Origin of the sequence: Bifidobacterium sp. ESL0690 (assembly GCF_029392315.1) — a bacterium.
Taxonomy (GTDB): domain Bacteria; phylum Actinomycetota; class Actinomycetes; order Actinomycetales; family Bifidobacteriaceae; genus Bifidobacterium.
Genome location: NZ_CP113939.1, coordinates 2021575 through 2048303, shown reverse-complemented (window position 1 = coordinate 2048303; position 26729 = coordinate 2021575). Strand labels below are relative to the sequence as shown.

General features: G+C 57.2%; 15 protein-coding genes. 10 read left to right on the top strand and 5 right to left on the bottom strand.

Going from position 1 to position 26729, the window contains the following annotated elements; translation table 11 throughout:
- Positions 1-79: 79 nt before the first annotated feature.
- The 5 genes from OZX62_RS08100 (at position 80) to OZX62_RS08080 (ending at position 14151) form a co-directional block, all read left to right on the top strand.
- A complete protein-coding gene (locus OZX62_RS08100; RefSeq protein WP_277175692.1) occupies positions 80-8890 on the top strand; it encodes a leucine-rich repeat domain-containing protein in 8811 nt (2936 codons plus the stop codon).
- 272 nt (positions 8891-9162) lie between these two features.
- Positions 9163-9915, top strand: coding sequence for a 4-hydroxy-tetrahydrodipicolinate reductase (gene dapB, locus OZX62_RS08095; RefSeq protein WP_277175691.1), 753 nt, complete (start codon positions 9163-9165; stop codon positions 9913-9915).
- A 156-nt stretch (positions 9916-10071) separates the two neighbouring features.
- Positions 10072-10983 carry a 4-hydroxy-tetrahydrodipicolinate synthase gene (gene dapA, locus OZX62_RS08090; RefSeq protein WP_277175690.1) on the top strand — a complete coding sequence of 304 codons (912 nt, stop codon included), beginning with the start codon at positions 10072-10074 and terminating at the stop codon, positions 10981-10983.
- 158 nt (positions 10984-11141) lie between these two features.
- Positions 11142-13166 (top strand): ribonuclease J, encoded by a 2025-nt coding sequence (locus OZX62_RS08085; protein WP_277175689.1) that lies wholly within the window; start codon positions 11142-11144, stop codon positions 13164-13166.
- A 142-nt stretch (positions 13167-13308) separates the two neighbouring features.
- Positions 13309-14151, top strand: coding sequence for a phosphatase PAP2 family protein (locus OZX62_RS08080; RefSeq protein WP_277175688.1), 843 nt, complete (start codon positions 13309-13311; stop codon positions 14149-14151).
- Between the two features lie 685 nt (positions 14152-14836).
- Here the strand turns inward: OZX62_RS08080 and OZX62_RS08075 are convergent.
- Positions 14837-15127 (bottom strand): hypothetical protein, encoded by a 291-nt coding sequence (locus OZX62_RS08075; protein WP_277175687.1) that lies wholly within the window; start codon positions 15125-15127, stop codon positions 14837-14839.
- On the bottom strand, positions 15118-15582 hold the full coding sequence (locus OZX62_RS08070) for a hypothetical protein (protein ID WP_277175686.1): 465 nt from the start codon (positions 15580-15582) through the stop codon (positions 15118-15120). The genes OZX62_RS08075 and OZX62_RS08070 overlap by 10 nt, the downstream gene beginning before the upstream one ends.
- Before the next feature lie 240 nt (positions 15583-15822).
- On the opposite strand from OZX62_RS08070, the gene pepN reads away from it, so the two are divergent.
- The 3 genes from pepN to OZX62_RS08055 all read left to right on the top strand — a co-directional run bounded on the left by pepN (position 15823) and on the right by OZX62_RS08055 (position 20833).
- Entirely contained in the window at positions 15823-18435 is a 2613-nt protein-coding gene (gene pepN, locus OZX62_RS08065; RefSeq protein WP_277175685.1) for an aminopeptidase N, read from the top strand.
- A 239-nt stretch (positions 18436-18674) separates the two neighbouring features.
- Complete coding sequence (gene glmM / locus OZX62_RS08060) at positions 18675-20063, top strand: phosphoglucosamine mutase (RefSeq protein ID WP_277175684.1); 1389 nt, start codon at positions 18675-18677, stop codon at positions 20061-20063.
- Entirely contained in the window at positions 20063-20833 is a 771-nt protein-coding gene (locus OZX62_RS08055; protein WP_277175683.1) for a peptide deformylase, read from the top strand. The genes glmM and OZX62_RS08055 overlap by 1 nt, the downstream gene beginning before the upstream one ends.
- 145 nt (positions 20834-20978) lie before the next feature.
- Here the strand turns inward: OZX62_RS08055 and OZX62_RS08050 are convergent, their stop codons facing one another.
- The 3 genes from OZX62_RS08050 to OZX62_RS08040 all read right to left on the bottom strand — a co-directional run bounded on the left by OZX62_RS08050 (position 20979) and on the right by OZX62_RS08040 (position 22720).
- Complete coding sequence (locus OZX62_RS08050) at positions 20979-21971, bottom strand: LuxR C-terminal-related transcriptional regulator (RefSeq protein WP_277175682.1); 993 nt, start codon at positions 21969-21971, stop codon at positions 20979-20981.
- Positions 21972-22085: 114 nt separating this feature from the next.
- Positions 22086-22508 carry a hypothetical protein gene (locus OZX62_RS08045; RefSeq protein WP_277175681.1) on the bottom strand — a complete coding sequence of 141 codons (423 nt, stop codon included), beginning with the start codon at positions 22506-22508 and terminating at the stop codon, positions 22086-22088.
- Positions 22505-22720, bottom strand: coding sequence for a type II toxin-antitoxin system HicA family toxin (locus tag OZX62_RS08040; protein WP_277175680.1), 216 nt, complete (start codon positions 22718-22720; stop codon positions 22505-22507). The genes OZX62_RS08045 and OZX62_RS08040 overlap by 4 nt, the downstream gene beginning before the upstream one ends.
- Before the next feature lie 505 nt (positions 22721-23225).
- Here OZX62_RS08040 and OZX62_RS08035 point away from each other — a divergent pair.
- Together OZX62_RS08035 and araA are read left to right on the top strand one after the other, a co-directional pair.
- Complete coding sequence (locus tag OZX62_RS08035) at positions 23226-24860, top strand: FGGY-family carbohydrate kinase (RefSeq protein WP_277175679.1); 1635 nt, start codon at positions 23226-23228, stop codon at positions 24858-24860.
- Positions 24861-25145: 285 nt separating this feature from the next.
- On the top strand, positions 25146-26663 hold the full coding sequence (gene araA / locus OZX62_RS08030; RefSeq protein WP_277177083.1) for an L-arabinose isomerase: 1518 nt from the start codon (positions 25146-25148) through the stop codon (positions 26661-26663).
- The last annotated feature ends 66 nt before the right edge of the window (positions 26664-26729 follow it).

Below are 26729 nucleotides of genomic sequence, written 5' to 3'. Positions count from 1 at the left end.
TCACAAAGTGGTTGCGCGGCTTGCGTAATGTTGCCTCCAATCGCGGGGGGGGGGTGCGTTTAGGGCTTTAGTTTGCCTTGTGGCTGGTGTGGCGATGGTGCTGCCCGGCACGGCGACGGCGGTCGAGCCCGAAAGCGGCGAGGCCTCGCAGCAAACGCAATCACAGTCTTCTTCTTCGCAGCAGGGTCAGGCAGCGTCGCCTGGCAAATCCAAACGGGGACAAAAGTCGACCGAATCTTCAAATTCAGTCAAGCAGGGCAAGTCCGGCCTCCAGCCGCGCGGCGGCGGCATCAGCCCACGTAGCAGTTGCTATGTCAATGTAAGTACGATTGCCCAGTGTTTCCCAGATACGTATCTGGCGGCCAAAGTGGCCTCTGCAGAACGGGTAAACGTGAACTCGACCTTCACTCAAACAATGGTTAACGGGACCACGAGTCTGAACGCGGCTTTTTCGGATATTGCGAGCCTTGAAGGCATGCAGAATTTCACCAATCTGAGGACTCTGAGCTTGGACCACAATCAGGTGACTAGTTTGTCGCCATTAGCTGGTCTGGCTCATCTGACGACTCTGAGCTTGGACTATAATCAGGTGACTAATTTCTCGCCGTTGGCTGGCCTGCCAAACCTGACATCACTGTCAGTTGTTGATAACAATATCTCGGATCTCAATAGCAGCTACATCCAGTATCTTACGCATTTGACGGGCGTGAACTTGGACACAAATCTGTTTTCCGATATATCGCCGTTGGCTGGTCTGACCCAACTGACAAGTTTGGAAATGGCCAACGTTCCGGTATCTGATTTGTCGCCGTTGGCTGGTCTGACCCATCTGACCGCCGCCGGTCTGTATGGTGATCGCATTACTGATTTGTCGCCGTTGGCGGGTTGGGCCAACCTGCAAGTTTTGAATCTGCAGAATTATGCAGGCTGGGCGAATCATAACAGTATTGTTGATGTGTCGCCGTTGCGTGGTCTGACATCGCTGACGGACCTGCGACTAGGGGGCAACAAGATTACCGATTTCTCGCCGCTGAACAACCTACATCTCAATTACCTCGAAGCTTCGGGGCAGGTGGCGACCGAGGCCGCGTATGATGACGGCTCGCATGTGACGATGTCGACGGTGAAGAATATCGATGGGACGTTTATTACAGCGTCGAACATCAGCCCGTCGGGCGGCACGTATGATTCCACTTCCCGCGTGGTGAGCTGGCCTTCCGGCACCACCAACCCCAAGTTCGATTTCACGGGCACGCTTCCCAACGGAGTGACGGGCAGCGCCCCTGCAGGTACGGTGACGGGCGATCCGGTGTCGCATGTCACCGGCCACCCGACGGTGCGTTTCGATTCGCAGGGCGGCGACAGCATACCGGACCAGAAGGTGCCGTGGGGCGGTACGGCGTATGCCCCAACGAACCCCGCGAAAACAGGATGTACTTTCGGTGCCTGGCATACGGGCAGCGCAACGGGCCCGGTGTACGGTTTTGACATCGTTTATACCACGGCTTCCACGGTGACATTGTATGCCTCTTGGGTCCCGGCCCATTATGATGTCAGGTTTGATACGAGTGGCGGCTCGTGGGATGGCACAGCGCAGGGCCCAGTGTCCACGGAATATGACGCGACGATTTCCGAGCCGGCGAACCTTGCGCATTTGAAAGCTCCAACGCACAAGCAGCGCAGCGGCTGGGAGTACCGAAAGACGGACAGTATGGACGGCTGGGCGACGTTCACGTTTGGCACCACGCACATGCCCGGCTGGCCGATCACGGTGCGGCCGGTGTGGGAGGGGATCCCCCACCACATGACCTATGACAAGAACGGCGGCTCGTGGTCGGACATGCCCGCTTCGCCCGTTCGGGTTGGCGAGGACGACACGGTGTCTCAGCCGAGCCTGACCGATTTCGCTCCCCCGGCGAACAAGCATCAGGATACATTGACGAGCGGCTGGGAATATCGCAAGACGGACAGTACGGAAAATTGGGCCGAGTTCAAGTTCGGCGTGACGCATGTGCCGGCCTATGACATCACGGTTCGGCCGAAGTGGGTGACTGATCAGTACAACGTGTCCTACCAAAAGGGCGAGGCGACCTCGTGGGGGAGCAAGCCCACGGCTGAAGACCATGACTACGGTTCGACATTGGCGTCTGCTCCGCCTATCGCAGATTTGGCGTCTCCTGCGAACAAGCATCATGCTGCATGGGAATATTCGAAGGACAACGGTGCAACTTGGGGCCCGTTCGTGTTTGGCGGTCCGGGTTCCGGTACCGCGATTCCGGCTCATGACATCATCATTCGTCCGACGTTTGCTTGGGATCAGTACGGTGTCTCCTACGAGCTTGGCGATGCGACTTCGTGGGCCGGCAAACCTGGCGCGACCAATCATGATTACGGTTCGACGTTGAGCGAGCCTCTCACCTCTGATCTCGCTGCTCCGGCGAACAAGCACCATGACGCTTGGGAGTATTCGAAGGATAATGGTGCCACTTGGGGCCCGTTTGAGTTTGGTTCTACTGGTACGCACATGCCGGCGCATGCGATCATTATTCGTCCGACATTCACCATGGATACGTATAGCGTTTCCTATCAGCTTGGTGAAGCGACGTCGTGGACCGGAAAGCCCGGTGCTGCTGACCACGCCTACAATTCCACGTTGACCGAGCCTGGCATCTCTGGCCTGAATGCTCCTGCGAACAAGCATCACGATGCCTGGGAATATTCGCAGGACAATGGAGCTACGTGGAATCCGTTCGAGTTTGGTTCGACGGGTACGCATATGCCGGCGCATGCGATTGTCATTCGTCCGACGTTCGCTTGGGATCAGTATAGCGTCTCTTATGAGAATGGCGATGCTACGTCGTGGACTGGCAAGCCTGGCGCTGTGAATCATGATTATGGTTCGACGTTGACCGAGCCTGGCATCTCCGGTCTGATGGCTCCTGCTAATAAGCATCATGACGCTTGGCAGTATTCGAAGGATGGCGGCGCCACATGGGACTCGTTTGAGTTCGGCTCGACGGGCACGCATATGCCGGCGCATGCGATTGTCATTCGTCCGACGTTTGCTTGGGACCAGTACAGCGTGTCCTATCAGCTTGGTGAGGCAACTTCTTGGACGGGCATGCTTGGCCCTGTGGATCATGACTTCGGTTCCACGCTGACTGAGCCCAGCATCTCCGGTCTGACGGCTCCTGCGAACAAGCATCACGATGCCTGGCAGTATTCGAAGGATGGCGGTGCCACATGGAATACATTTGAGTATGGTTCCACCGGTACGCATATGCCGGCGCATGCGATTGTCATTCGTCCGACGTTTGCTTGGGACCAATACAATGTCTCTTACCAGAACGGTGAGGCAACGTCGTGGACGGGCAAGCCCGCGGCCGTGGATCATGATTACGGTTCGACGCTGAGCGAGCCGGGTATCACCGGTCTGACGGCTCCTGCTAATAAGCATCATGACGCCTGGCAGTATTCACAGGATGGCGGTGCTACGTGGAATCCGTTCGAGTTCGGCTCGACGGGCACACATGTTCCTGCACACGCGATTGTCATCCGTCCGACGTTCGCTTGGGATCAGTACAGCGTCTCCTATCAGCTTGGTGAGGCGACTTCTTGGGCCGGTATGCTCGGCACTGTGGATCATGATTACGGTTCCACGTTGACTGAGCCCAACATCTCCGGTCTGACAGCTCCGGTGAACAAGCATCATAATGCTTGGGAGTATTCGAAGGATAATGGTGCCACTTGGGATCCGTTTGAGTTCGGCCCGACGGGTACACATATCCCGGCGCACGCGATTATCATCCGTCCGACATTCTCGTCCGACCAGTACAGCGTTTCCTACCAGCTTGGCGAGGCGACGTCGTGGACTGGCAAGCCCGGTGCCGTGAATCATGACTATGGTTCGACTCTTAGCGAGCCTGGCATCTCCGGTCTGAATGCGCCCACGAACAAGCACCACGATTCTTGGCAGTATTCGCAGGACAACGGCGCGACGTGGAACACGTTCACGTTCGGTTCTACGGGCACTCATGTTCCTGCACACAGCATTATCATCCGTCCGACGTTTGCGTGGGACCAGTACAGCGTGACATACCAGCTCAACGGTGCTACGTCGTGGGCGGGCAAGCCCGGTGCCGTGGATCATGACTTCGGCTCCACGCTGTCTACTCCGAGTATTTCGGATTTGATGGCGCCTGCGAACAAGCATCACGACGCGTGGCAGTATTCGAAGGACAACGGTGCCACGTGGGATACGTTCACGTATGGTCCCACTGGTACTCATATGCCTGCTCATGCGATCATTATTCGTCCGACGTTTGCTTGGGACCAGTACAGCGTCTCTTACCAGCTTGGTGAGGCGACCTCTTGGGCGGGTATGCTCGGCCCTGTGGACCATGACTATGGTTCCACGTTGTCTGAGCCGAGCACATCCGATTTAGCGGCTCCTGCCAACAAGCATCACGATGCCTGGGAGTATTCGAAGGACAACGGTGCCACTTGGAACCCGTTCGAGTTTGGTTCCACGGGTACGCATATTCCGGCTCATGCCATCATTATTCGTCCGACGTTTGCGTGGGACCAATATGGCGTGACCTACCAGCTTGGTGAGGCGACCTCTTGGGCCGGCAAGCCCGGTGCCGTGAATCATGATTACGGCTCCACGCTGAGCGAGCCGGGCACGTCCGATTTGACGTCTCCGTCTAACAAGCATCACGACGCCTGGCAGTATTCTCAGGACAATGGCGTGACGTGGAATACGTTTGAATATGGTTCCACCGGTACTCATATGCCTGCGCATGCGATTGTCATTCGTCCGACGTTTGCTTGGGACCAGTACAGCGTGTCTTATCAGCTTGGTGAGGCAATTTCTTGGGCGGGCATGCTTGGCCCTGTGAACCATGACTTTGGTTCCACACTGACCGAGCCGAATATTTCGGATCTGACCGCGCCTATGAACAAGCATCATAATGCTTGGGAATATTCGAAGGACAATGGTGCTACTTGGGACCCGTTCGAGTTCGGTCCTACGGGTACGCACATCCCGGCGCACGCGATTATCATCCGTCCGACATTCTCGTCCGACCAGTACAGCGTGTCCTATCAGCTGGGAGAGGCAACGTCGTGGACTGGCAAACCGAGTGCTACTGACCACGCCTACAATTCGACGCTTACCGAGCCGGGCACGTCCGACCTGAACGCTCCGACGCACAAGCATCATGACGCTTGGGAGTATTCGCAGGACAACGGCGTGACGTGGAACTCGTTTGAGTATGGTTCCACCGGCACGCATGTTCCCGCGCACAGCATCATCATCCGTCCTACGTTTGCTTGGGACCAGTACGGCGTCTCTTACCAGAATGGTGAGGCGACGTCGTGGACCGGCAAGCCCGGTGCCGTGGATCATGACTATGGTTCGACGTTGGCCACCGAGCCTAGTACGTCTGGTCTGAATGCGCCCGCGCACAAGCATCATGCTGCGTGGCAGTATTCGAAGGACAACGGCGTGACGTGGAACGCGTTCAAGTATGGTGCCCCCGGTACGGGCACTGCGATTCCTGCTCATGACATCATTATTCGTCCGACGTTTGCTTGGGATCAGTACAGCGTCTCCTATGAGCTTGGTGAGGCGGCTTCTTGGGCCGGCATGCCTGGTTCTGTCAACCATGATTATGGTTCGACGCTGGCCTCTGAGCCTGGCACCTCCGATCTGACCGCTCCTGCGAATAAGCATCATAAAGCTTGGGAGTATTCGAAGGACAATGGTGCGAGCTGGAGTGCGTTCAAGTATGGTGCCCCTGGTACGGGTACCGCGATTCCTGCTCATGACGTCATTATTCGTCCGACGTTCGCGTGGGACCAGTACAGCGTCTCCTACCGGCTTGGTGAGGCGACGTCCTGGGCGGGCAAGCCGGTGACTGATCGTCATGACTATGGCTCGACGCTGGCTACCGCTCCGCTTACGTCCGATTTGACTGCTCCGGCGAATAAGCATCATGCCGCTTGGGAGTATTCGAAGGACAACGGCTCCACGTGGAGCCCGTTCACCTACGGTGGTCCCGGTACTGGTACTGCGATTCCTGCTCATGACGTCATCATTCGTCCGACGTTCGCTTGGGACCAGTACAGCGTCTCCTACCGGCTTGGTGAGGCGACGTCCTGGGCGGGCAAGCCGGTGACTGATCGTCATGACTATGGCTCGACGCTGGCTACCGCTCCGCTTACGTCCGATTTGACTGCTCCGGCGAATAAGCATCATGCCGCTTGGGAGTATTCGAAGGACAACGGCTCCACGTGGAGCCCGTTCACCTACGGTGGTCCCGGTACTGGTACCACGGTTCCTGCTCATGACGTCATCATTCGTCCGACGTTCGCGTGGGACCAATACAGCGTCTCCTATCAGCTTGGTGAGGCGACCTCTTGGGCCGGTATGCTCGGCCCCGTGGACCATGACTTCGGTTCCACTCTGGCCACTCCGAGTGTTTCGGATCTGACGGCGCCTGCCAACAAGCATCACGACGCGTGGCAGTATTCGAAGGATGGCGGCGTGACGTGGAATGTGTTCGAGTTCGGCTCGACGGGTACGCATATGCCTGCGCATGACGTCATCATTCGTCCGACGTTCGCGTGGGACCAGTACGGTGTCTCTTACCAGAATGGTGAGGCGACGTCGTGGACCGGCCGGCCTGGCTCCACGAACCATGATTACGGTTCGACTCTGGTCACGGCTCCCGTCACTTCCGGCCTGACGGCGCCTGCGCATAAGCATCACGTTGCTTGGCAGTATTCGAAGGACAGTGGTGTGACGTGGAACTCGTTCACCTACGGCGGCCCGGGTACCGGCACTGCGATTCCGGCGCACGCGATCATCATCCGCCCGACCTTCGCTTGGGATACATACAGTGTCTCCTACCAGCTTGGTGAGGCGACGTCGTGGACGGGCATGCTTGGCCCGGTGGACCATGATTACGGTTCGACGCTGGCCGCCGCTCCAAACACGACCGGTCTGACGGCTCCTGTCAACAAGCATCATGCTGCTTGGGAGTATTCGAAGGACAACGGCGCAACGTGGAGTGCGTTCAAGTATGGTGCCCCCGGTACTGGTACTGCGATTCCGGCTCATGACATCATCGTCCGTCCGACATTCGCGTGGGATCAGTACGGTGTCTCTTACCAGAACGGTGAGGCGACGTCGTGGACCGACAGGCCCGGCTCCACGAACCATGATTACGGTTCGACTCTGGTCACTGCTCCTGTCACTTCCGGCCTGACGGCGCCTGCGCACAAGCATCATGCCGCCTGGGAGTTCTCTCAGGATAACGGCGTGACGTGGAACACGTTCACCTACGGCGGCCCGGGTACTGGTACTGCGATTCCGGCGCACGCGATCATCGTTCGTCCGACGTTCGCTTGGGACCAGTATCGTGTGGGCTACGCCGCCGGTGACGGGGCCAGCTGGGCCTCCATGCCGGGCGCGGATTTGCACGACTATGGCTCGACCATTGCCACGGCTCCGGGTACGGTCGACCTGACCAATCCGGCGCACAAGCACCAGGAAGGCTGGGAGTTCAAGGCTGCGTCTGGTGGATGGCAGGACTTCGCGTTCGGCTCGACCACGATTCCGGCTTCGAACATCACGATTCGCCCGAAGTGGGTTATCGATCAGTTCAATGTGACGTTCGACGCTGACGGCGGCGCATGGCCGACCATGCCTGGCGTCTCCGCTCACAACTACGGCTCAACCATCGCGACCGCGCCGGCCGGCGGGTTCTCGAAGACGGGCTTCCTGCCCCGTGGCTGGCAGTATTCCACCAACGGCATGGACTGGAACGCGTTCACGTTCGCGAATGAGGATGGCACCGCCACCGCGATTCCCGCGCACGATATCACGATTCGTCCGGTTTGGAAGACGCAGCTGACCATCACGTTCGACGTGGAAGGCGGTGACCCGATTGCGCCGCGCATGCTGGCCGACGGCGATCCGATCGGCGAGCTGCCCACTCCGGTGCGTAGTGGCTACCGTTTCGACGGCTGGTATGTACAGAGCATGCTGCGCAGCCTGGTGCCTTACGACCCGACCGCGATCGTAACCGGCAACATGACCGTGATGGCCAAGTGGACGAAGCTGCAGGTCACTGAGCCGCCGAGCCAAGGCTGGCTCGAGACTCCGGAGGGCCACCACTGGCTTGAAACGCCTGAGGGCCAGCATTGGCTCGAGAGTTCTAAGGGTCATGCGTGGGTTTCTACTCCAGAGGGCCATGCTTGGTTGCAGACGCCTGAGGGACAGCACTGGCTGTCGTCGCAGGATGGCCATGCCTGGGTCTCGTCTCCTGAAGGCCATGCGTGGCTGCAGACTCCACAGGGTCATCAGTGGCTCGAGACTCCGCAGGGCCACGCTTGGCTGCAGACGCACGAAGGTTCCGCATGGCTCGGTACGAATGGTGGTCATGCTTGGTTGCAGACCCCGCAGGGTCATCAGTGGCTCCAGACCCCTGAGGGTCATGCTTGGTTGCAAACGCCTGAGGGCTCGGCTTGGCTTGGCACGAATGGTGGTCATGCCTGGCTCGCGACGGCTGAAGGCCAGCACTGGCTTTCGACTCCCGCCGGGGCCGCTTGGCTGGCGACTTCCAATGGCCATGTATGGCTTGCCACCTCTGCTGGCTGGGCTTGGTTGAAGACTCCGGCCGGTCAGGCTTGGCTGAAGACTCTGGCCGGGCAGGCTTGGCTTGCCACGCCCGAGGGCCGGAAGTGGCTCGCCTCCCAGTCGAAGCCGAAGGCCGTTCCGGCCACCGGCTCGGCGGTCGCGGTGCCGATGGGCCTGATGGTGTCCGCCCTGATCATGGCGTTGGGCCTGCAGCTCATCCGCAGGCGCCGCCGTGACGAGTAATTAAATACTGGCCGCGTCTCACACACCCAACCTAGACGCGGCCTCAGCTGGCAGCTGCATCCTGCCGGCTCTTCTAGGGCCGGGCGCTGTTGGAAGGAAACGGGGTTCTGCCCCTTGTGTTCCTGAAGACAGCGCCCGGCTTTCTTTTATTTGTTTGGACTTGTTGTGTTGGCGCTATTCGATTTTCACCGCTTGATCCTCGTTGTTCCCTTGCCGCCGTATTGTTGCTATATAGATAAAGGTATAAACCGTGCAGAGAGGGCGAGGTTGTTATGATTCGAGTTTCAGTGGTTGGTGCGCTTGGACGCATGGGCGGCAGTGTGGTCGAAGCCGTCAAGGCTGCGGATGATATGGAAATCGCGCAGCAGATCGGCGAGAACGACAGTATCGCCGCCATCACGCCGGACAATACCGACGTAGCGGTGGAATTCACCGTTCCGACTTCCTCACTGGGTAACGTGTTGAAGCTCGTCGCGCAGGGCGTAGACGTGGTGGTCGGCACCACAGGCTGGACCGACGAGAAGCTCGATGAGGTCAAGGTCGCACTTGCCAAGGCCCCGCGTGAAGGTCAGGCCGTGTTCGTCGCGCCGAACTTCGCCATTTCTGCCGTTTTGGCTGACAGGTTCGCAGCCGAAGCCGCCAAATACTTCACTTCCGCCGAGGTCATCGAGCTGCATCACCCCGACAAGGTCGACGCGCCTTCCGGCACTGCCATTCACACCGCCCAAGCCATCTCGGCCGCCCGTAAGCAGGCCGGTTGCGCCCCGATGCCCGATGGCACGCAAGGCGAGGCGGCTTCCCGAGGCCAGGTCGTCGACGGCGTGCACGTTCACGCCGTGCGTCTGCAGGGCCTCAACGCCCACGAGGAAGTGCTGCTGGGCAACACCGGCGAGCAGTTGGTCATCCGTGCCGACAGCTTCGACCGCGCCTCGTTCATGCCCGGCGTTCTGCTGGCCGTGCGCAATATCGCTTCCGGTGCTCATCCCGGCCTGACCGTGGGGCTCGACGCGTTCCTCGACCTCTGAAGCCAGGTGCGAATAGGTTTCGATATACCGCTGGATGCAGGTTTTGTTTTGTATCCAGCGGTTATTTTTATATTTCCGGGAACTTTGTAATGTATTGCAATATTTCTTATGTATCGATTACTGATAAGCGTCCCGCCCGAGAAGTAGCGTTAAAGTATGAGTGAGTCTTCTATGCATCTACTTGATCCAGCGCCATTCGGCCGGGTTATCCCCGCAATGGTGACGCCGATGCACGATGATGGTTCCGTTGATTTCGAAGCATCCGTGGCATTGGCCAAGCATCTGGTCGCCTCCGGTGCCGATGGCCTGTTGGTCAACGGCACGACCGGTGAGTCGCCGGTCACCCACATGGATGAGAAGGTCAAGCTCGTTCAGGTCGTCAAGGCTGCCGTCGACGTGCCGGTGATTTCCGGCGCGGGTTCCAACGACACCGCCCACACGGTTCGCATGGTCGAGCAGACTCAGGAAGCCGGGGCCGACGCGGTGCTGGTGGTCGCTCCTTATTATTCCCGTCCTTCGCAGGAGGGCATTTTCCGCCATTATCAGGCGGTCAATGAATCGGCGGACAAGCCGATCATCGTCTACGATGTTCCCGGGCGCACCGGCGTACATCTTGAGCTCGAGACCTATTGCAGGCTTGCACAGCTCGACCATATCAAGGCCGTCAAGGACGCGACGGGAGATATCGCAGGTGCCGTGCGCAAACGTATGGAAACCGGCCTGACCTGGTATTCCGGCGATGACGCGCTGTTCTTGCCGTTCCTTTCCATCGGAGCGGTCGGCATTATTTCGGTCATCGCGCACGTCGCGTCGAACCCGATGCGACAGCTCGCGGATGCCTTTGATCGCGGCGACATCCACGAGGCCCAGCGTCTCGCGGTGCTTCTGGCCCCGCTGGTAGATGCCGTTAATGGCACCGGATTCCAGGGAGTCTTGGCCAAGGCCGCGCTGCACGAGCGTGGATGGCTTGACGAAACCACGATGCGCCTGCCGAATGTCGGTCCGGGCAAGCCCGAATTTGAGCGTGCCCACAAGGGCATGGTCGATGCAGGTATCTTGGAAGCCTAGTTTTAAGAGGTTTTTACGATCAGGCAAGGCAAAAGCATAACTCATTACAGCGGGGAAGTCGGTGGCGCGTTACGCGGCTACGGGCTTTCGTCCGCTGTTTTTATTCCTCGTCCACACAGAGGTGCGGACACTAAGTAAACAGAAGTTCAGTAATAGATATGACAGATACAGAAGAAAAAACCACTGCGTCTACCACGCATCGTCGTGGCAGCGCCAGCAAGGCACGCGCCCGCAAAAGTGAGACCGCTGCCGAAAAAACCTCAAAGCGCAGCAGCGCTAAGACCAGCACGAAAAGCAGCGAAAAGCGTACGAGCAGCAAGCGCAGCGAATCCCGTGGTTCCTCACGTTCGGGCGGACGCCGTTCCGGCACTTCCAGCTCATCTCGCGGCGGACGTGGCGGCAACCGTTCCAACAGCCGTCGTTCCAACCCGCGCGCCGTTTCGCGCACCCCGGGCACTTCGCCCAACCAGGATGCCGTGCTGATTGCCCCGCCGAAGTACCGCAAGGGCTCCATGCGCATCGTGCCGCTCGGTGGCCTCGGCGAAATCGGCCGCAACATGAACGTGATCGAATACAACGGCCACCTGCTACTGGTCGACTGCGGCGTGCTCTTCCCTGACGAGGAGCAGCCCGGCGTCGATCTCATCCTTCCTGATTTCAGCTATATCAAGGACAGGCTGGACGACATCGAAGCGCTCGTCCTGACCCACGGCCACGAAGACCACATCGGCGGCGTGCCATACCTCTTGAACCTGCGTCCGGACATCCCGCTGATCGGCTCCAAGCTCACGCTGGCTTTCGTCAAGGCCAAGTGTGAGGAACACCATCAGAACCCGCGCTGCGTCGAGGTCAGCGGCCGCGACAAGCTCAAGGTCGGCCCGTTCAACCTCGAATTCGTCGCCGTCACCCACTCGATCCCCGACGCGCTGGCCGTGTGCATCAACACGCCCGCCGGCACCGTCATCGACACCGGCGACTTCAAGCTTGACCAGCTGCCCATCGACCATCGCATCACCGATTTGGTCGAATTCGGCAAGCTCGGCGAGAAGGGCGTCGACCTGGTGATGGTTGATTCCACCAACGCCGAGGTTCCTGGTTTCGTCCGTCCCGAAAGCACCATCGGCCCTGAGCTCGAGCGTGCCTTCAGTGAGGCCACGCGCAAGATCATCGTCGCCTCCTTCTCCAGCCACGTTCACCGTGTCCAGCAGGTCGTGGATGCCGCGCACAAGGTCGGCCGCAAGGTCGTCTTCGTCGGCCGTTCCATGGTGCGCAACATGTCCATCGCCGCCGATCTTGGCTACCTGCACATCCCGGAAGGTACGGTCGTTGACCTCAAGAAGGCCAAGGACATCCAGGACAACAAGCTGGTCTACATGTGCACCGGTTCGCAGGGCGAGCCGATGGCCGCACTCGGCCGCATCGCCGACGGCACCCACCGCGACATCACCATCAACGAGTTCGACACCGTCGTGATGGCCAGCTCCCTCATCCCCGGCAACGAGAACGAGGTCTACGGCCTGATCAACAAGCTCGTGCAGAAGGGCGCGCGCGTCATCAACCGCGACAACGCGAAGATCCACGTTTCCGGCCACTCCAACGAGGGCGAGCTCACCTACTTCTACAACATTCTGAAGCCCAAGTGCGTCATGCCGATCCACGGCGAGAACCGCCACCTGGTCGCCAACGGTCTCGTGGCCGTCAAGACCGGCGTCGACCCGAAGAACGTCGTGCTTGCGGAAGACGGCGACGTGGTCGATCTTTATCATGGTCAGGCCGCGGTCGTCGGAAGTGTGCCGTGCGGCTACGTCTATGTTGACGGCGATACCGTTGGGGAACTCACGGACGAAGAGCTCGAGAAGCGCAAGATTCTTGGCACCGAAGGCTTCGTCTCCGCGTTCGCCGTGGTCGATACTGACGCCAAGAACGTCATCTCCGGCCCGAAGGTCTACATGAACGCGATGCCCGAGGACGAAAGCGAGTTCGAGAACGTCCGTCATCAGATCGTCCAGCAGCTCGAAGACGCGATGATGGATGGTACTCACGACACCCACAAGCTCCAGCAGATTATGCGCCGCACCATCGGCAGCTGGGTCTCCCGTCAGCTTCACCGCAAGCCGATGATTGTCCCGGTCGTCGCCGACATCGCCCACGATGTCATCGACGGCACCGCCTACGGCGACTGAAGTTGAGGCTGAATTCGGCTTGTTGATGTCTTGTTGATATTTGTGTGGGTTTATCCCTGAAAATCTTCAGCAAGTTGTTATAGGATTTCCCCGGTAGGTTTCGCGCCTACCGGGGATTTTACGGATTATGAGGAATGAACGTATGAAAAAACTGTTTCCTGCCACCGCGATCGGTGCGCTTGTTCTGCTGATTGTCGGTACGTTTGCCGATTTGCGCATTGACCAGGCGCTCTACCAGCCTGGTAATGGGTTTTCGGCTTTCTTCGAACGTTTGGCACCTCTCATCGGCGCAACCGTACTGATGATCGGTGCGGCGCTCGTATTCTGGACCTATAAATTCATCAGGGAGAATCTGGCAAAGCTGGTGCTTTCAGGGCTTGTCTATCTCGGTTCGACGCTGGTAGGGCTTGCGCTTTGTTATAAATACTGTCACCTGTTCGGTGTGGCCTACGGTGTCATCGTCGCTATTCTGATTGCCTGTATCGTTTACAAAATCCCAGACGAACTGAAGCAGCGCTATCGCTGGGCAGGCATCGCCATCGTGGCGGTATTCCTGATTTCGATGGGCATGCTGGAAGTCGCCAAAATCATCTGGGGTCGCGTCCGTTTCCGCGCGATGCAAAGTAATCTCGATCTGTTCACGCCTTGGTTCCACCCGAACGGCAAGCATTATCTTTCGGCTGTGACGGTAGCCGACAATATCAAATCCTTCCCTTCCGGCCATTCGCAATTTGCCGGCGCGACCTTGTTGCTTTGCCTGCTCGCGTTGGTGAACCCACGTTGGAAAAACAAGGAAAGCATGGTTTACGGCATCGCGCTGGTCTACGCGCTGGTCGTGATGTTCAGCCGCATGATGCAGGGCGCCCATTTCCTCTCCGACGTCACCGTCGGCTTCGCCCTTCCGTTCTTGGGTCTTTGGCTGGCGCATCACCTGTTGCTCAAGCAATTGTCACAGCACTATCCGCAAGAATACGAACTTGCGTGATTCTATTGTTAGGTAATGAGTGAGAGCGGTGCTACCTGAATTTCGGTGGTCGCCGCTTTTGTTTTAAAAACTTATGCGGGTTGACGGCCGAAGCCAGCGACCCGCACAAATTCATTCAACAATTAGGACGTGAAAATAATAGCGCCCTGCCGATGAAGCCCAACGAGGCGAAGCTTTGAAGACCCGGGCAATTGCCTCGAAGCGAACCGGCTTTAACCGACATTTCGAGCGTATCACAGCTGTTTTGAATCCACAACTTTTCTCAAGGTTTCTTGATTTTTTCTTGATATTGTCGTTTTAATTTGCAATTCAAATTGTTCTGTGACACGTTGGTTATGCCGCACGCACGCGGCAGGCAATCCCCGAACCGGAAAACCGAAAACGTGCGGGCGACCGGCTTGGACCAAAAGGTCGGCTGACATTCAACTAAGAATTGGAGGTCAGAAATGACACCCGATGAAGAGGATAAGCCTGGGAACTCTGGGCTCTGCTGGCTCGTGACAACGGTGTTGCTCACGATCGTGCGCAAGGTTGGCTCACTTGTAGCTGCGGCAATTTTGCTGATTTGCTTGCTGTATGCGATTAGCAGGATGGACTAGTGCCAGTACCTCATTGTTTTAACGGATAGTGAGGCAGGATTGGCGGCGGAGCAATCTGCCGCCTTTTTATATGTTTATATGGATTCTCATTTCGCCGCAGAAACATAGACCTTGTGACTGCGGGGGAATTCGCGTTTGAATGCCTGCTTGACGGCGTGCTTGCATTCTCGGGTGGCTTCGGAATCGGTGCCGACGCTGAAAGCCGTACTTTCGTCGCGATAACCCTGTTCGCACAGAATGACACTGCTTTCGCTGTGTTTGAGGCAGAGTGAACGGTCCTTTTTCGCAGTCAGAAAGGTGAGTTTCCTAAACTCCGATTTCGCTGTCGACGCGTTCTCCATCATGCTCAGTGCCTGTTTGACGGGAATCAGTCGCATAGTCCGGCCTCTTTCAGGTCATGCTCCAATAGATGTGTGAACTCGTCTTTTTGCAACGTTGAGGAGATGAACAATACGGTGACATTGCTGTCGCCACTGTTAGCATGACTTGTCTCGTCGCTTTCTTGCTTGTGTAAGTTGTGGTTTCTATGCTGGCTGTGGTCGGTTGCGTCTACGGTACCTTTTTCATTATTGGAAAAGTGATTGCCGGCGTCATCATAGTTTCCGTCGATAATAAAGGCGACGCGCGCCGAACCGGTGCGTTTGAGATTGACGCGAAATTCGTACACGCATTGGCCGTCGACCCGAGCCGATACCGCCCGCTTGACTTTCGACATCCCGGTTCCCAGTTGCACATTCAGCGCGTTTTCGATGCAGGTTTTGATGGTTGTCTCATCATCGCGATGTTTCTTGAAAAACTGCTTACACCCTGAGCGTTCGTACGTAATGTTCATATTGGTGCAGCTTTCCTAACGATTCCCCAACTGTTTAAAGCATAGGAGCCTGGCAGACATCGATTCTTGAGCCGACGCTGTTGCGTAATGATGATGTGGAACGTATGGACGCATTGTTTGAAAGGTATCGATTGACGCAGTAGACCGGTCTTCATGGCTTTCGCTGAAAGCACTGTCTTGTGACGGCTCCGGCTGGCATAATGGAATCATCATATTATTTCCAATCCCAAAAGGAGCGAAATGCCAGGAGCGAATCTCACACGTGTCGAAGCTGAGGAACGCAAGTCCGTTATCACCGGACCGGTCAGCTATCATGTCGATTTGGATTTGACGAAGGGACCGAAGAATTTCCCGTCGGTTTCCGTTATCACGTTTGACGCGAAGGCGGGTTCTTCAAGCTTTGCCGATCTTATCGCCGACGAGGTAGGCGAGATTGAGCTGAACGGCGAGAAGCTCGATCCGGCGAAATATTATGTCGATAATCGCGTTGAACTGCCGGTTTTGAAGGAACACAACACGCTCAAGGTGGTTTCCTCCTGCCAATACTCCACCACCGGCGAAGGACTGCATCGCTCTGTCGACCCTGCCGATGGCAACGTTTATCTCTATTCCCAGTTCGAAGTGCCGGACGCCCGCCGTGTCTACGCCGTTTTCGACCAGCCCGACATCAAGGCCACGTTCGATTTCGAGGTCACCGCGCCGCAGTCTTGGATCGTCACCTCTAACATGCCGGTCAAGTCGACCGAAGACCTCGACGAAATGACCGCCGAGGGCACGTTGGGCACGCACCCGGCCGAGACCACCAAGCGTTGGGTCTTTGAGACCACGCCGAAGATGAGCTCGTACCTCACCGCCATCTGCGCCGGCCCTTACGCTGAGTGGCATACCACCTACGCTAACGAAGATGGCCGCACCGTGCCGATGGCCCAGTATTGCCGTCAGTCCCTCAAAGACGACTTTGCCAAGGACGCCGAATACCTCTTCGACATCACCAAGAAGGGCTTCGCCTTCTACGCCAAGACCTGGGGCGTGCCCTACCCGTACGCCAAGTTCGACCAAATCTACGTGCCGGAATACAACGCCGGCGCGATGGAGAACATCGGCATGGTCACTATCCGCGACTCCTACGTTTTCGGTTCCAAGGTTACTGACGCGCTGGCCGAGCGCCGCGTGGTCACCGTGCTGCACGAGCTCGCGCACATGTGGTTCGGCGACCTAGTGACGATGAAGTGGTGGAATGATTTGTGGCTCAACGAATCCTTCGCTGAGTTCATGTCGACCCTCTCGACCGCCGAGGCCACGGAATGGAAGGATTCCTGGGCCACGTTCACCTCCGGCGAGAAGAGCTGGGCTCTCAATCAGGACCAGCTGCCGACCACTCACCCGATCACCGCGCCGATCAACGACTTGCACGATACCGAAGTGAACTTCGACGGCATCACCTACGCCAAGGGCGGTTCCGTCTTGAAGCAGCTCGTGGCCTATGTCGGGCGTGACAAGTTCTTCAAGGGCATCAACAGCTACCTCAACAAGCATAAGTATGACAATGCTACGTTGAACGACTTGCTGGTCGAGCTGGAAGCGGCGAGCGGACGTGATCTGAAGACTTGGAGCAAGCAGTGGCTCGAGGAAGCCGGCATCAATACGATTGCGGCTGACGTTGAAGAAAACGGCGACGGCACCATCAAGTCGTTGACCCTTACCCAGACGGCTCCGGCCGAACACCCTGTGCTGCGTGTCCATCGCATGGCCATCGGTTTCTATAACCGCGATGCCGCAACCGGCAAAGTTGTGCGCACCGACCAGATTGAGCTCGACGTTGATGGCGAGACCACTGTGGCTGTCGAAGCTGCGGGCAAGAAGCGCCCCGACTTCATCCTGCTGAACGACGATGACCTTACCTATACCAAGCTGCGTTTCGATGACAAGTCTCGCGAGTTCGCCGCCGAGCATCTTTTCGAATTCGATGACGCTTTGGCGCGTGCCGTGGTCTGGCTGGCGTTCTGGGATATGACCCGCGACGCCGAGTTCCCGGCTGAGCGCTTCATCGACCTGAGCCTCAAGATGCTCTCGACCGAGCACGAGTCCACCACGTTCCGCTATGCCTTGAGCTGCCTCAAGATCACGGCCACCCACTATGTCGCACCAGCACGTCGTGAGGTCGTCGACAAGCATGTCGCCGAAGGTCTTTGGGACTTGGCCAATAAGGCCGAGGCCGGTAGTGACGAACAGTTCCAGCTGGTCACCGCTTACTTGGGTTACGGCGAAATCGGCGATGCGCTGTTCATCTCGAACGTCAAGAATCTGCTTTCCGGTTCGCTCAAGCTCAAGGGTCTCGAAATCGACAACAACATGCGTTGGGCGCTGGTCAAGGCGCTCGCCGCCGTCGGCGAGATGGATGATGAGGCGATTGACACGGAACTCAAGCTCCGCGACACCACCGACAACCGTGAGTTCGCATACGGTGCTCGCGCATCCGTGCCGATAGTTGAGGCTAAGGCTTGGGCTTGGGATGCCTCGATTCACGACCTGAACCTCACCAATTCGCAGCTTGCCGCGGCCGCGCTCGGCTTCTCATCGAACCTCACTGGCAAACTCGCCGAGCCGTATACCTCCAAGTATTACGACACCGTTGATTGGATTTGGGAAAACCGCACCTTCCATATGGCCGAAACGCTTCTGGAAGACCTGTATCCCACTTATGCAGATCCGGCTGAGCTGGTGAATCTGGGCGACGAATGGCTGGAATCCCACAAGGACGCCGCCCGCGCCCTGCGCAACATCGTCATCGGCAATGTCGAATCCTCTCGTCGTGCCCTCAAGGTGAGCGCCTACAATGCCAGCCTGAAATAAGCCCGGTGGCTTGGCGGTTCCGATGATGGTGAAACGGATCTGAAGAACCTCGTCAATAACGGACATCTTCGCCGCTTGCCGCAGATTGTTTTTGCTCTGCAGCAAGCGGCGTTGTGTATAAACGTCAAGAAAATGAAATGCGACGAAATCGGGCAGTGTTGGGGCGTGCGCGGCAATCGTGAAGGCCGCTGAGTAAGATGAGGTTCAGTAACATTCGTGCAAACGGAGGATGTGGCACTATGCCCAATATGTTTGGTACCGATGGCGTTCGCGGACTGGCGAACAGGGATTTGACCGCAAGACTGGCGCTCGACTTGGGAGACGCTGCGGTGCGTGTGCTGGGCGATTCCTCAGGAACCGAAGAGGAACATCGTGAGGGTCGTCGGCGTGCGTTGATTGGTCGCGATACCCGCGTTTCCGGTGATTTCCTCGCTTCGGCGCTCGCTGCGGGTATGAGCGCCGGCGGTTTCGACGTCATCGACGCCGGCATCATCCCGACTCCCGGCGTGGCTTACCTGACGAGCGAACTCAACGTTGAAATGGGTGCGGTCATCTCCGCTTCGCACAACCCGATGCCCGACAATGGCATCAAGTTCTTCGCACGCGGCGGTTTCAAGCTGCCCGACAAGAAGGAAGACGAAATCGAAGCGGTGCTCGGCAAGGATTGGGACCGTCCAACCGGCGCCGGCGTGGGCCGCGTGAGCCATGACATCAACACCGCTACCAATATGTATATCGATCATCTGGTCTCGGCCATCGCGCCGATTGCACCAGACAAAACTCAGCCCAAACCGCTTAAGGGTCTGAAAATCGTGGCGGATTGCGCCAACGGTGCCACTTCCGTGGTAGCGCCGGAAGCTTTGCGTCGCGCCGGAGCCGAGGTGCTGGTCATCAACGCTTCGCCGGACGGCTACAACATCAACAAAAAGGCCGGTTCCACTCACCCCGAGCAACTGCAGGCCATGGTCAAGGCTTCGGGTGCTGCCATGGGCGTGGCGTTTGACGGTGATGCCGACCGCTGCCTCGCTGTGGACGAGGATGGCAACATGGTTAACGGTGATCAGGAAATGGGTATCCTCGCCCGTGCCAAGAAGCGTGAAGGCAAGCTCAATCACGACACGCTCGTGGTCACCGTGATGAGCAATCTCGGACTGAAGCTGGCCCTGAAAGACATGGGTATTTCGACCGTGCAGACCAACGTCGGCGATCGTTACGTTCTCGAGGAAATGCTCAAGGGCGATTATTCCATCGGCGGTGAGCAGTCCGGCCACGTTATCAACCGCGAATTCGCCACCACTGGTGACGGCACACTGACCGCGCTGACATTGTGCAATGAGGTCGTCAAGTCGGGTAAGTCGCTGAAGCAACTGGCAGCTGACTTCCCGCAACTGCCGCAGCAGCTCATCAACGTTCCCAAGGTCGACAAGAAGGCCGCGCCCACCAACGCCAAGGTACAGGACGCCGTGGCTCGCGAAGAAAAGCTGCTTGGCACCACCGGTCGTGTGCTGCTTCGTCCGAGCGGCACCGAGCCACTGGTCCGTGTGATGGTTGAGGCCGAAACGCAGCAGCAGGCCGATGAAGTCTGCCAGCGCTTGGCCGCCGTGGTCGCCGAGGAGCTTGCTATCTGATGTTCTCCCGCAATTCCAAAGTCGATACCGAACTCAATCATGCCGTCGAACAACTCATCAAAACCGGCGGCAAGGAGAAGATTCTTCCCATCGTGCAGATGGGGGAGCCTGTGCTGCGCCAGAATGCCGCGGAATACGACGGCCAGTTAAGCAAGCGGACGTTGAACAAATTGATTGAGGCCATGCACGTGACGATGCTCGAAGCGCCGGGCGTTGGTTTGGCCGGTCCACAAATCGGCTTGGGATTGCGTATCGCCGTGGTCGAAGACCATGTCCGCGTTGGCGGCAGGGGAGTCGACGACAATCCCGAAGGGCATGTCGGCAGCAAAGACGGTGGTGATTCATCGAATCAGCAAAACGGTTCAGACGATGATGAAGATGAAGGCGTAATCGACGATACGAACGATCCGCGTGAAATCGCCGAATTCCCCTTCCGAGCCATCATCAACCCCACCTACGAACCCATCGGCACCGAGCAGCGCAGTTTCTACGAAGGCTGCCTGAGTTTTGCCGGCTATCAGGCGGTCCGCCCCCGCTGGCTTGACATCACTGCCCGCTGGCAGGATGAGGACGGCAACAAACACGAAGAGCATCTGCACGGCTGGCCCGCTCGTATCTTCCAGCACGAGACGGATCACCTGAGCGGCGAGGTCTACATCGACCAAGCCGAAATTCGTTCACTTGCCACCGACGAAAATCTCGAGGACTATTGGTGCGAGGATCCTGTCCCAACCGATGCCGCCAGAGAGCTTGGTTTCAAGCTTGCCTGAAGCGATGTGATTAACCGACTGCCTACCTGTATTCGCGCATTCACAAGCCTTATATTAGAAACGTAGTTTGTTTTCTGCCCATTATTCGCGTTTACTATTGGCGTTAAGTTTCCTCAAGGTAGCGCAGAAAGCGTCCGTGCCTGACTTACTTTGTTCCGTTTGCTCTCTGGCTGATGAGCAAAGCTCCAGTCCAGGTCTGCGTGTGGCATTTGCCTTTGATATGGTTTCGATGAGAATAAATCGTGTTGACCGAAATGCCGAGCCGCTTTGCGACTTCGCGAGGTTTCAGACCTTTTCTGCTCAGCTCGACAACACGCAATTCCATGGGTGTGAGCGGGACTACAGGTAAACGCTTCTGTTTGGCGGCTTTCATGCGGTTCCGTTCCACTGCTAAGTCATGGCCCGTGGGTCTTGATTCCGAGAAATCTCTGTTATGTCTTCTTTGATCGCTTTCTCGTAGGGAGATTTCACTTCGTTGTGAATATTTCCCTTTATGAGACGTTGGAATTTGGCCCCGCTCAAGTGCTCTAAACTCTGCTGCGTTTTTGGTTTTATCTGAACTGGCGAAGCCGTTCAATGGCTTGCCGTTGCGTTTTGCAGTGCTTTGACAATAAGGTGTTCCGCGCGAACAAGACAATTGGCCACTGGATTCTTTATCGCCTTGAGCAGATGACGATCCCCTTTTCTTGCTGCCGCCAGTAGCGGACAAACGGCGACGAGGTGTTTTCTCACGATAAATGGCATCGATGATTCGCGGTAGTTCGTGATTCAACTTGTCTTTGCTGACAACGCATCGCACTTGCAGCGACTTCGCCGATGGTCGGGTATAGCGTTCGATGTGCGAAGCGATTCCGATAATGACGACATCGGGTCGCAGTCGCTTGATTTCGCGCGGAATATTCCTTTTGGTTCTTTCCAAAAGCGACAGTTCCAGGATGACGGCATCGGCCGGATGGCAATCGTGCGCACACTTTTCTAAGCCATCCTTGAGATTGACGGTGCCCCATACCTGCAGGCGGAATCCGTTGTAATTCTGCAGGTTGCTCAGATAGACCCTTTCGCAGTTCAAAGCCAACGGATCATCTTCAATGATGACAATGCTCAGTTCGCGTCGTTGCGATATCTTTTTCTTTCTCATATCTCGATTTTAGGCAATATATTACAAATTCGCCAATTTATCGGGCAAAGTTCAAGCTTTCTTGATTTTTTCCTCCCTGGTTTGACTTTTATGAAATTTCGTGCAAATAAAGAATTAACAATTAATCAGTTGACTTGCACGTTGGTAGGAGATCCCTAGAGCCTGGCCGATTTGACGTAGGGTAAGGCCGACTTGTCGTAATCCTTTCGCAGCTTTCCGAGACTCCTGCGCCGCCAACGTGTTCGCTTTCTTGGATTGTTCGCGATAGCGCTTCATAGCCTCGAGATGTTCCTCCACCTCTTCGGGGAACTTCATTTCCTGCTTGAGCGCGAAATCCCTATCTCCGGTCATGATCTCGATCAGGTCGCGGGCCATGGTGTCTACTTCGCTCAGAGTCCGTGCTTGCGTCACTCCGACACCGGGAATGGTAAGGAACCAGTATTTCTCATCTGGTTCGACAGTCACGGAGTAACTTTCCTTGTGGACTGTTTTGTTGCCGTATGCGTCATAGCCTGCTTTAAGTTTCTTTGGCCTCATTGTGTATCCTTTCTCTCTAAGGCAGATGCGACTTCTTTCATAATCATTTCCGCTTGGTGCTTTGCTATTTCCTTGTGTCGGGGGATGGGAATCATCCGATTATTCAGATAATAGATTTCATGGTTTCCTCCTTGTCGTCGGTGATAGAACTTCACCCCTTTAGTTTTGGCTTCTTTGCGTATTTGTTTGATGAGCAACTTCCTTTGAACCATATACTAAACTCCAATCTAGACTAAAAACTCAACTCCGCACTAGAAGAAACTGATATTGCGTCTCACCGTCGTCGTGTTCTTTGTAGCTTAGGGAATTCGAGACGTTTACCGTGTCAAAAACGACTGCTGTGGTCGGATGCTATGGGTTATCCACATCTCGGGCGTGTCGAACTTGATTCATCAACATCTGGTGGGTGTTGCGCTTTCTTTATCCACATTGTCGGGATGGGCGAGGGTTTGATGCATTGCCTAAGTCCGATTGCGGAATCGTAAATTGACGAAATTCGTTGGAATAGACACTTGGCAATAGTTACGTGTAAAATATTGTTTAGCAAAATGTGAGCGTTCACATTACTGAAAACATAGCCAATGACGGTAATGAGAGGCTTGCAGACACGAGGAATGCGGCTCGTGACAGCTGATAGAGCGTGAACTTTTATCGGCTGCAAGAGCGGATTCCGAGTAAAGGCAGCAGTCCGGACGACAGTAAAGGAGCTAGATCACGATGGCAGTTGCAACAGACACCACAGAGCATGTGGCGGCGATAGCGGAGAAGATACGCGCAGGCAAGACCTCGCTGGGTATCGAATTTGGATCCACCCGCATCAAAGCCGTGCTGATCGACGATACCTATTCCACCATCGCCGCAGGCGACTATGGCTGGGAGAATCACCTGGAAAACGGCTTGTGGACCTACTCGCTTGACGAGGTATGGTCGGGCCTTCAGGCCGCGTACGCGGCGCTCGCCTACGATGTTGAAAATGCGTACGGCGAAAAATTGACCAAGATCGGCACGATGGGCTTCTCCGCGATGATGCACGGCTACCTCGCCTTCGATAAGGACGGCGAGTTGCTCGTTCCGTTCCGTACGTGGCGTAATTCCAATACGCACGAGGCGCACGAACAGCTCTCTGAACTGTTCCAATACAACATCCCTGAGCGCTGGTCGATTGCCCATCTCTATCAGTGCATCCTCAATAAGGAGGACCACGTATCGAACGTCGCGTTCTTCACCACGCTCGCCGGCTATGTCCACTGGAAGCTCACCGGCAAGAAAGTGCTCGGCGTTGACGATGCTTCGGGCATGTTCCCAATTGATCCGGAAACCCATAGCTGGAACAAGCATATGCTTGCGCAGTTCTCGGCGCTTCCGGAAGTCGCGGCGCAGCCTTGGGAGATCGAGGACCTGCTGCCCACCCCGTTGGTGGCCGGAAGTGACGCGGGAACACTCACGGCCGAGGGCGCGAAGCTCCTCGACCCTAGCGGCACCTTGCAGCCCGGCACCCCGTTGGCTCCTCCGGAAGGCGATTCAGGCACCGGCATGGTCGCGACGAACTCCGTGCGTGTGGGCACTGGCAACGTCTCTGCTGGCACCTCGATTTTCGCTTCTGTCGTGCTTGATCATCCGCTCGAACGTCTGCACCCCGAAGTCGACTTGGTCTCGACCCCGGCCGGCGACCCTTGCGGCATGAGCCATGCCAACAACTTCACGTCCGACCTGAACGCCTGGATGAAGGTCTTCAGTGAATTCGCCAAGGCCATCGGCACGCCGCTCGATGCCGGCACGCTCTATGGCACGCTGTTCCGTACGGCCATCGGCCCCGACGCCGACGACAACGCAGGCGGGCTCATCAACTATTGCTTCTATTCCGGTGAATTCCTCGCGGGGCTTGAGGAAGGCCGTCCGGTCTTCGCACGCGGCCCGGAAAGCCACATGAACCTGGCGAACTTCATGCGTGCCCAGCTCTTCGGCGCATTCTCGCCGGTCAAGATCGGCATGGATATCATGACCAAGGACGAGCATGTCAAGGTCGACTCGATGGTCGGCCATGGCGGCATCTTCACCACCCCGAAGGTGGCGCAGAAAATTCTTGCTGCTGCATTCGATACCCCGATTAAGGTCATGTCGACGGCGGCGGAAGGCGGCGCGTGGGGCATGGCGGTGCTCGCCGATTACCTCTGGCATAAAGACACTCCGCTCGATGCTTATCTCGACGAGCGCGTCTTTGCCGATGCGCAATCGACCACCGAAGAACCCGACCCGCAGGATGTGGCCGGATTCGAGGACTTCTTTGCCCGGTTCACCAAGGCGCTGCCGATTGAGCAGGCCGCCATCAAGACCATCGATTTGGAAAGCTGAATCCTCATGGCGATACCGCTGGTGTGTATGGCAGCGGAAAGTGCAGCTGGAAAACTGCGCGTCAGTCTCCGTCAGATGCCGTTTACCTGCATAAGAAGGTTGATAGTGCAGGTAAACAGCGTGTGAGGTCGGTTGAGATGCAGTCTTCCAGCATGAAAAGTTGGTGATGCTGAAAAACGGCATGTAAGTCCGACTCAAGTGCAGTTCATCAGCGGTAGATGCGTGAAACGACGCATAGACATCTGTAATACGCAAATATGGTAACTACAACAAAAGGAAGTAATGATGGTATTCGAAAATCCATTTGAAGGCAAGACCGTCTGGTTCGGCGTCGGCTCGCAGGACCTCTACGGTGAGGAAGCGCTGCGTCAGGTCGCCGAGCAGTCCACGAAGATCGTCGACGCGCTCAACGCCACCGGCAAGATTCCGGTCAAGCTCGTCCTGAAGCCCACGCTGAAGTCCTCCGATGGCGTCAAACAATTCATGACCGAAGCCAGCGCCGATCCCAGCTGCATCGGCGTCATCGCGTGGATGCACACGTTCTCACCGGCCAAGATGTGGATTCGCGGCCTCGAAGTGCTGACCAAGCCGCTACTGCAGCTCAACACGCAGTTCCACAAGGAGATTCCGTGGGACACCATCGACATGGACTTCATGAACTTGAACCAGTCCGCCCACGGCGACCGTGAGTTCGGCTATATCGTCACCCGCCTCGGCATCCCGCGCAAGATCGTCGTCGGCCATTACACCGACCCCGAGGTCGCCGAGAAAATCGCCACCTGGGTTCGCGCCTGCGCCGGCTGGAACGAGTCGCAGAACATGCGCGTGATGCGCTGGGGCGACAACATGCGCAACGTGGCCGTCACCGAAGGCGACAAGACCGAGGCCGAGCGCGTTTTCGGCACGCAGGTCAACACCTGGGCCGTGGGGGAGCTGGTCGGCTATTACGAGAAGGTCAAGGACGATCAGGTCAAGGGCATCATCGAGGACTACAAGGCCAAATACGACGTGGCCCCGGAGCTGCTCGATTCCCGCTATGAGGAGCTGTTCATCGCCGCCAAGGAAGAGGCCGCGATGGTCAATATGATGAAGGACAACGGTGCCACCGCCGCAGTCGACAACTTCGAGGACCTCGGCACCCTGCCGCAGCTGCCGGGCGTCGGCGCCCAGCGCCTGCCCAGCGAATATGGCTACGGCTTCTCCGCCGAAGGCGACTGGAAGACCTCCGTGCTCGTGCGCATCGCCAGCGTGATGGGCTACGGCCTTGAGGGCGGGTCGAGCCTGATGGAGGACTACTCCTACAACTTCGTGCCGGGCCATGAGATGGACATGGGCTCGCACATGCTCGAGGTCTCGCCGTCCGTGGGCACCATCGCCAAGCCGAAGCTCGAGATTCATCCGCTCGGCATCGGCAACAAGTCCGACCCGGTGCGCTTGGTCTTCACCGTCGCCCCGCACAAGGCCGCTACGGTCATCTCCATGGCCGACATGCGTGAGCGCTTCCGCCTGCTGATGGACGTGGTCGATGTGGTCGAGCCCGAGGGGTCCTTGAAGGCACTGCCTTGCGCTCGTGGCCTTTGGCAGCCGCGTCCGTCGCTCAAGACCGCTGCCGAATGCTGGCTGCGTGCCGGCGGTTCGCACCACACCTGCATGACCACCTCCTTCGGCCGCGAAGGCTGGGAGGACTTCGCCCGCATTGCCGGTGTCGAGTTGGCCACCATCGATGAGAACACGACCCCGTGCGAGTTCGAGCGCGATCTCGAGATCTCCGAGATGTATCATCGCCTCGACAATCGCTGCTGAAGTTGACCGGCCGTTTGAATGCGGTTGGATTGCCGAATGCGGTTGGATCGTCGAATACGGTCGAGC

What these genes read in the sequence shown, in the direction of transcription:
- araA (WP_277177083.1), top strand. Translation starts at nt 25,146, where the DNA reads ATGGTATTCGAAAATCCATTTGAAGGCAAGACCGTCTGGTTCGGCGTC.
- OZX62_RS08035 (WP_277175679.1), top strand. Translation starts at nt 23,226, where the DNA reads ATGGCAGTTGCAACAGACACCACAGAGCATGTGGCGGCGATAGCGGAG.
- OZX62_RS08075 (WP_277175687.1), bottom strand. Translation starts at nt 15,127, where the DNA reads ATGCGACTGATTCCCGTCAAACAGGCACTGAGCATGATGGAGAACGCG.
- OZX62_RS08040 (WP_277175680.1), bottom strand. Translation starts at nt 22,720, where the DNA reads ATGGTTCAAAGGAAGTTGCTCATCAAACAAATACGCAAAGAAGCCAAA.
- glmM (WP_277175684.1), top strand. Translation starts at nt 18,675, where the DNA reads ATGCCCAATATGTTTGGTACCGATGGCGTTCGCGGACTGGCGAACAGG.
- OZX62_RS08055 (WP_277175683.1), top strand. Translation starts at nt 20,063, where the DNA reads ATGTTCTCCCGCAATTCCAAAGTCGATACCGAACTCAATCATGCCGTC.
- OZX62_RS08070 (WP_277175686.1), bottom strand. Translation starts at nt 15,582, where the DNA reads ATGAACATTACGTACGAACGCTCAGGGTGTAAGCAGTTTTTCAAGAAA.
- dapB (WP_277175691.1), top strand. Translation starts at nt 9,163, where the DNA reads ATGATTCGAGTTTCAGTGGTTGGTGCGCTTGGACGCATGGGCGGCAGT.
- OZX62_RS08080 (WP_277175688.1), top strand. Translation starts at nt 13,309, where the DNA reads ATGAAAAAACTGTTTCCTGCCACCGCGATCGGTGCGCTTGTTCTGCTG.
- OZX62_RS08045 (WP_277175681.1), bottom strand. Translation starts at nt 22,508, where the DNA reads ATGAGGCCAAAGAAACTTAAAGCAGGCTATGACGCATACGGCAACAAA.
- OZX62_RS08050 (WP_277175682.1), bottom strand. Translation starts at nt 21,971, where the DNA reads ATGAGAAAGAAAAAGATATCGCAACGACGCGAACTGAGCATTGTCATC.
- OZX62_RS08085 (WP_277175689.1), top strand. Translation starts at nt 11,142, where the DNA reads ATGACAGATACAGAAGAAAAAACCACTGCGTCTACCACGCATCGTCGT.
- dapA (WP_277175690.1), top strand. Translation starts at nt 10,072, where the DNA reads ATGAGTGAGTCTTCTATGCATCTACTTGATCCAGCGCCATTCGGCCGG.
- pepN (WP_277175685.1), top strand. Translation starts at nt 15,823, where the DNA reads ATGCCAGGAGCGAATCTCACACGTGTCGAAGCTGAGGAACGCAAGTCC.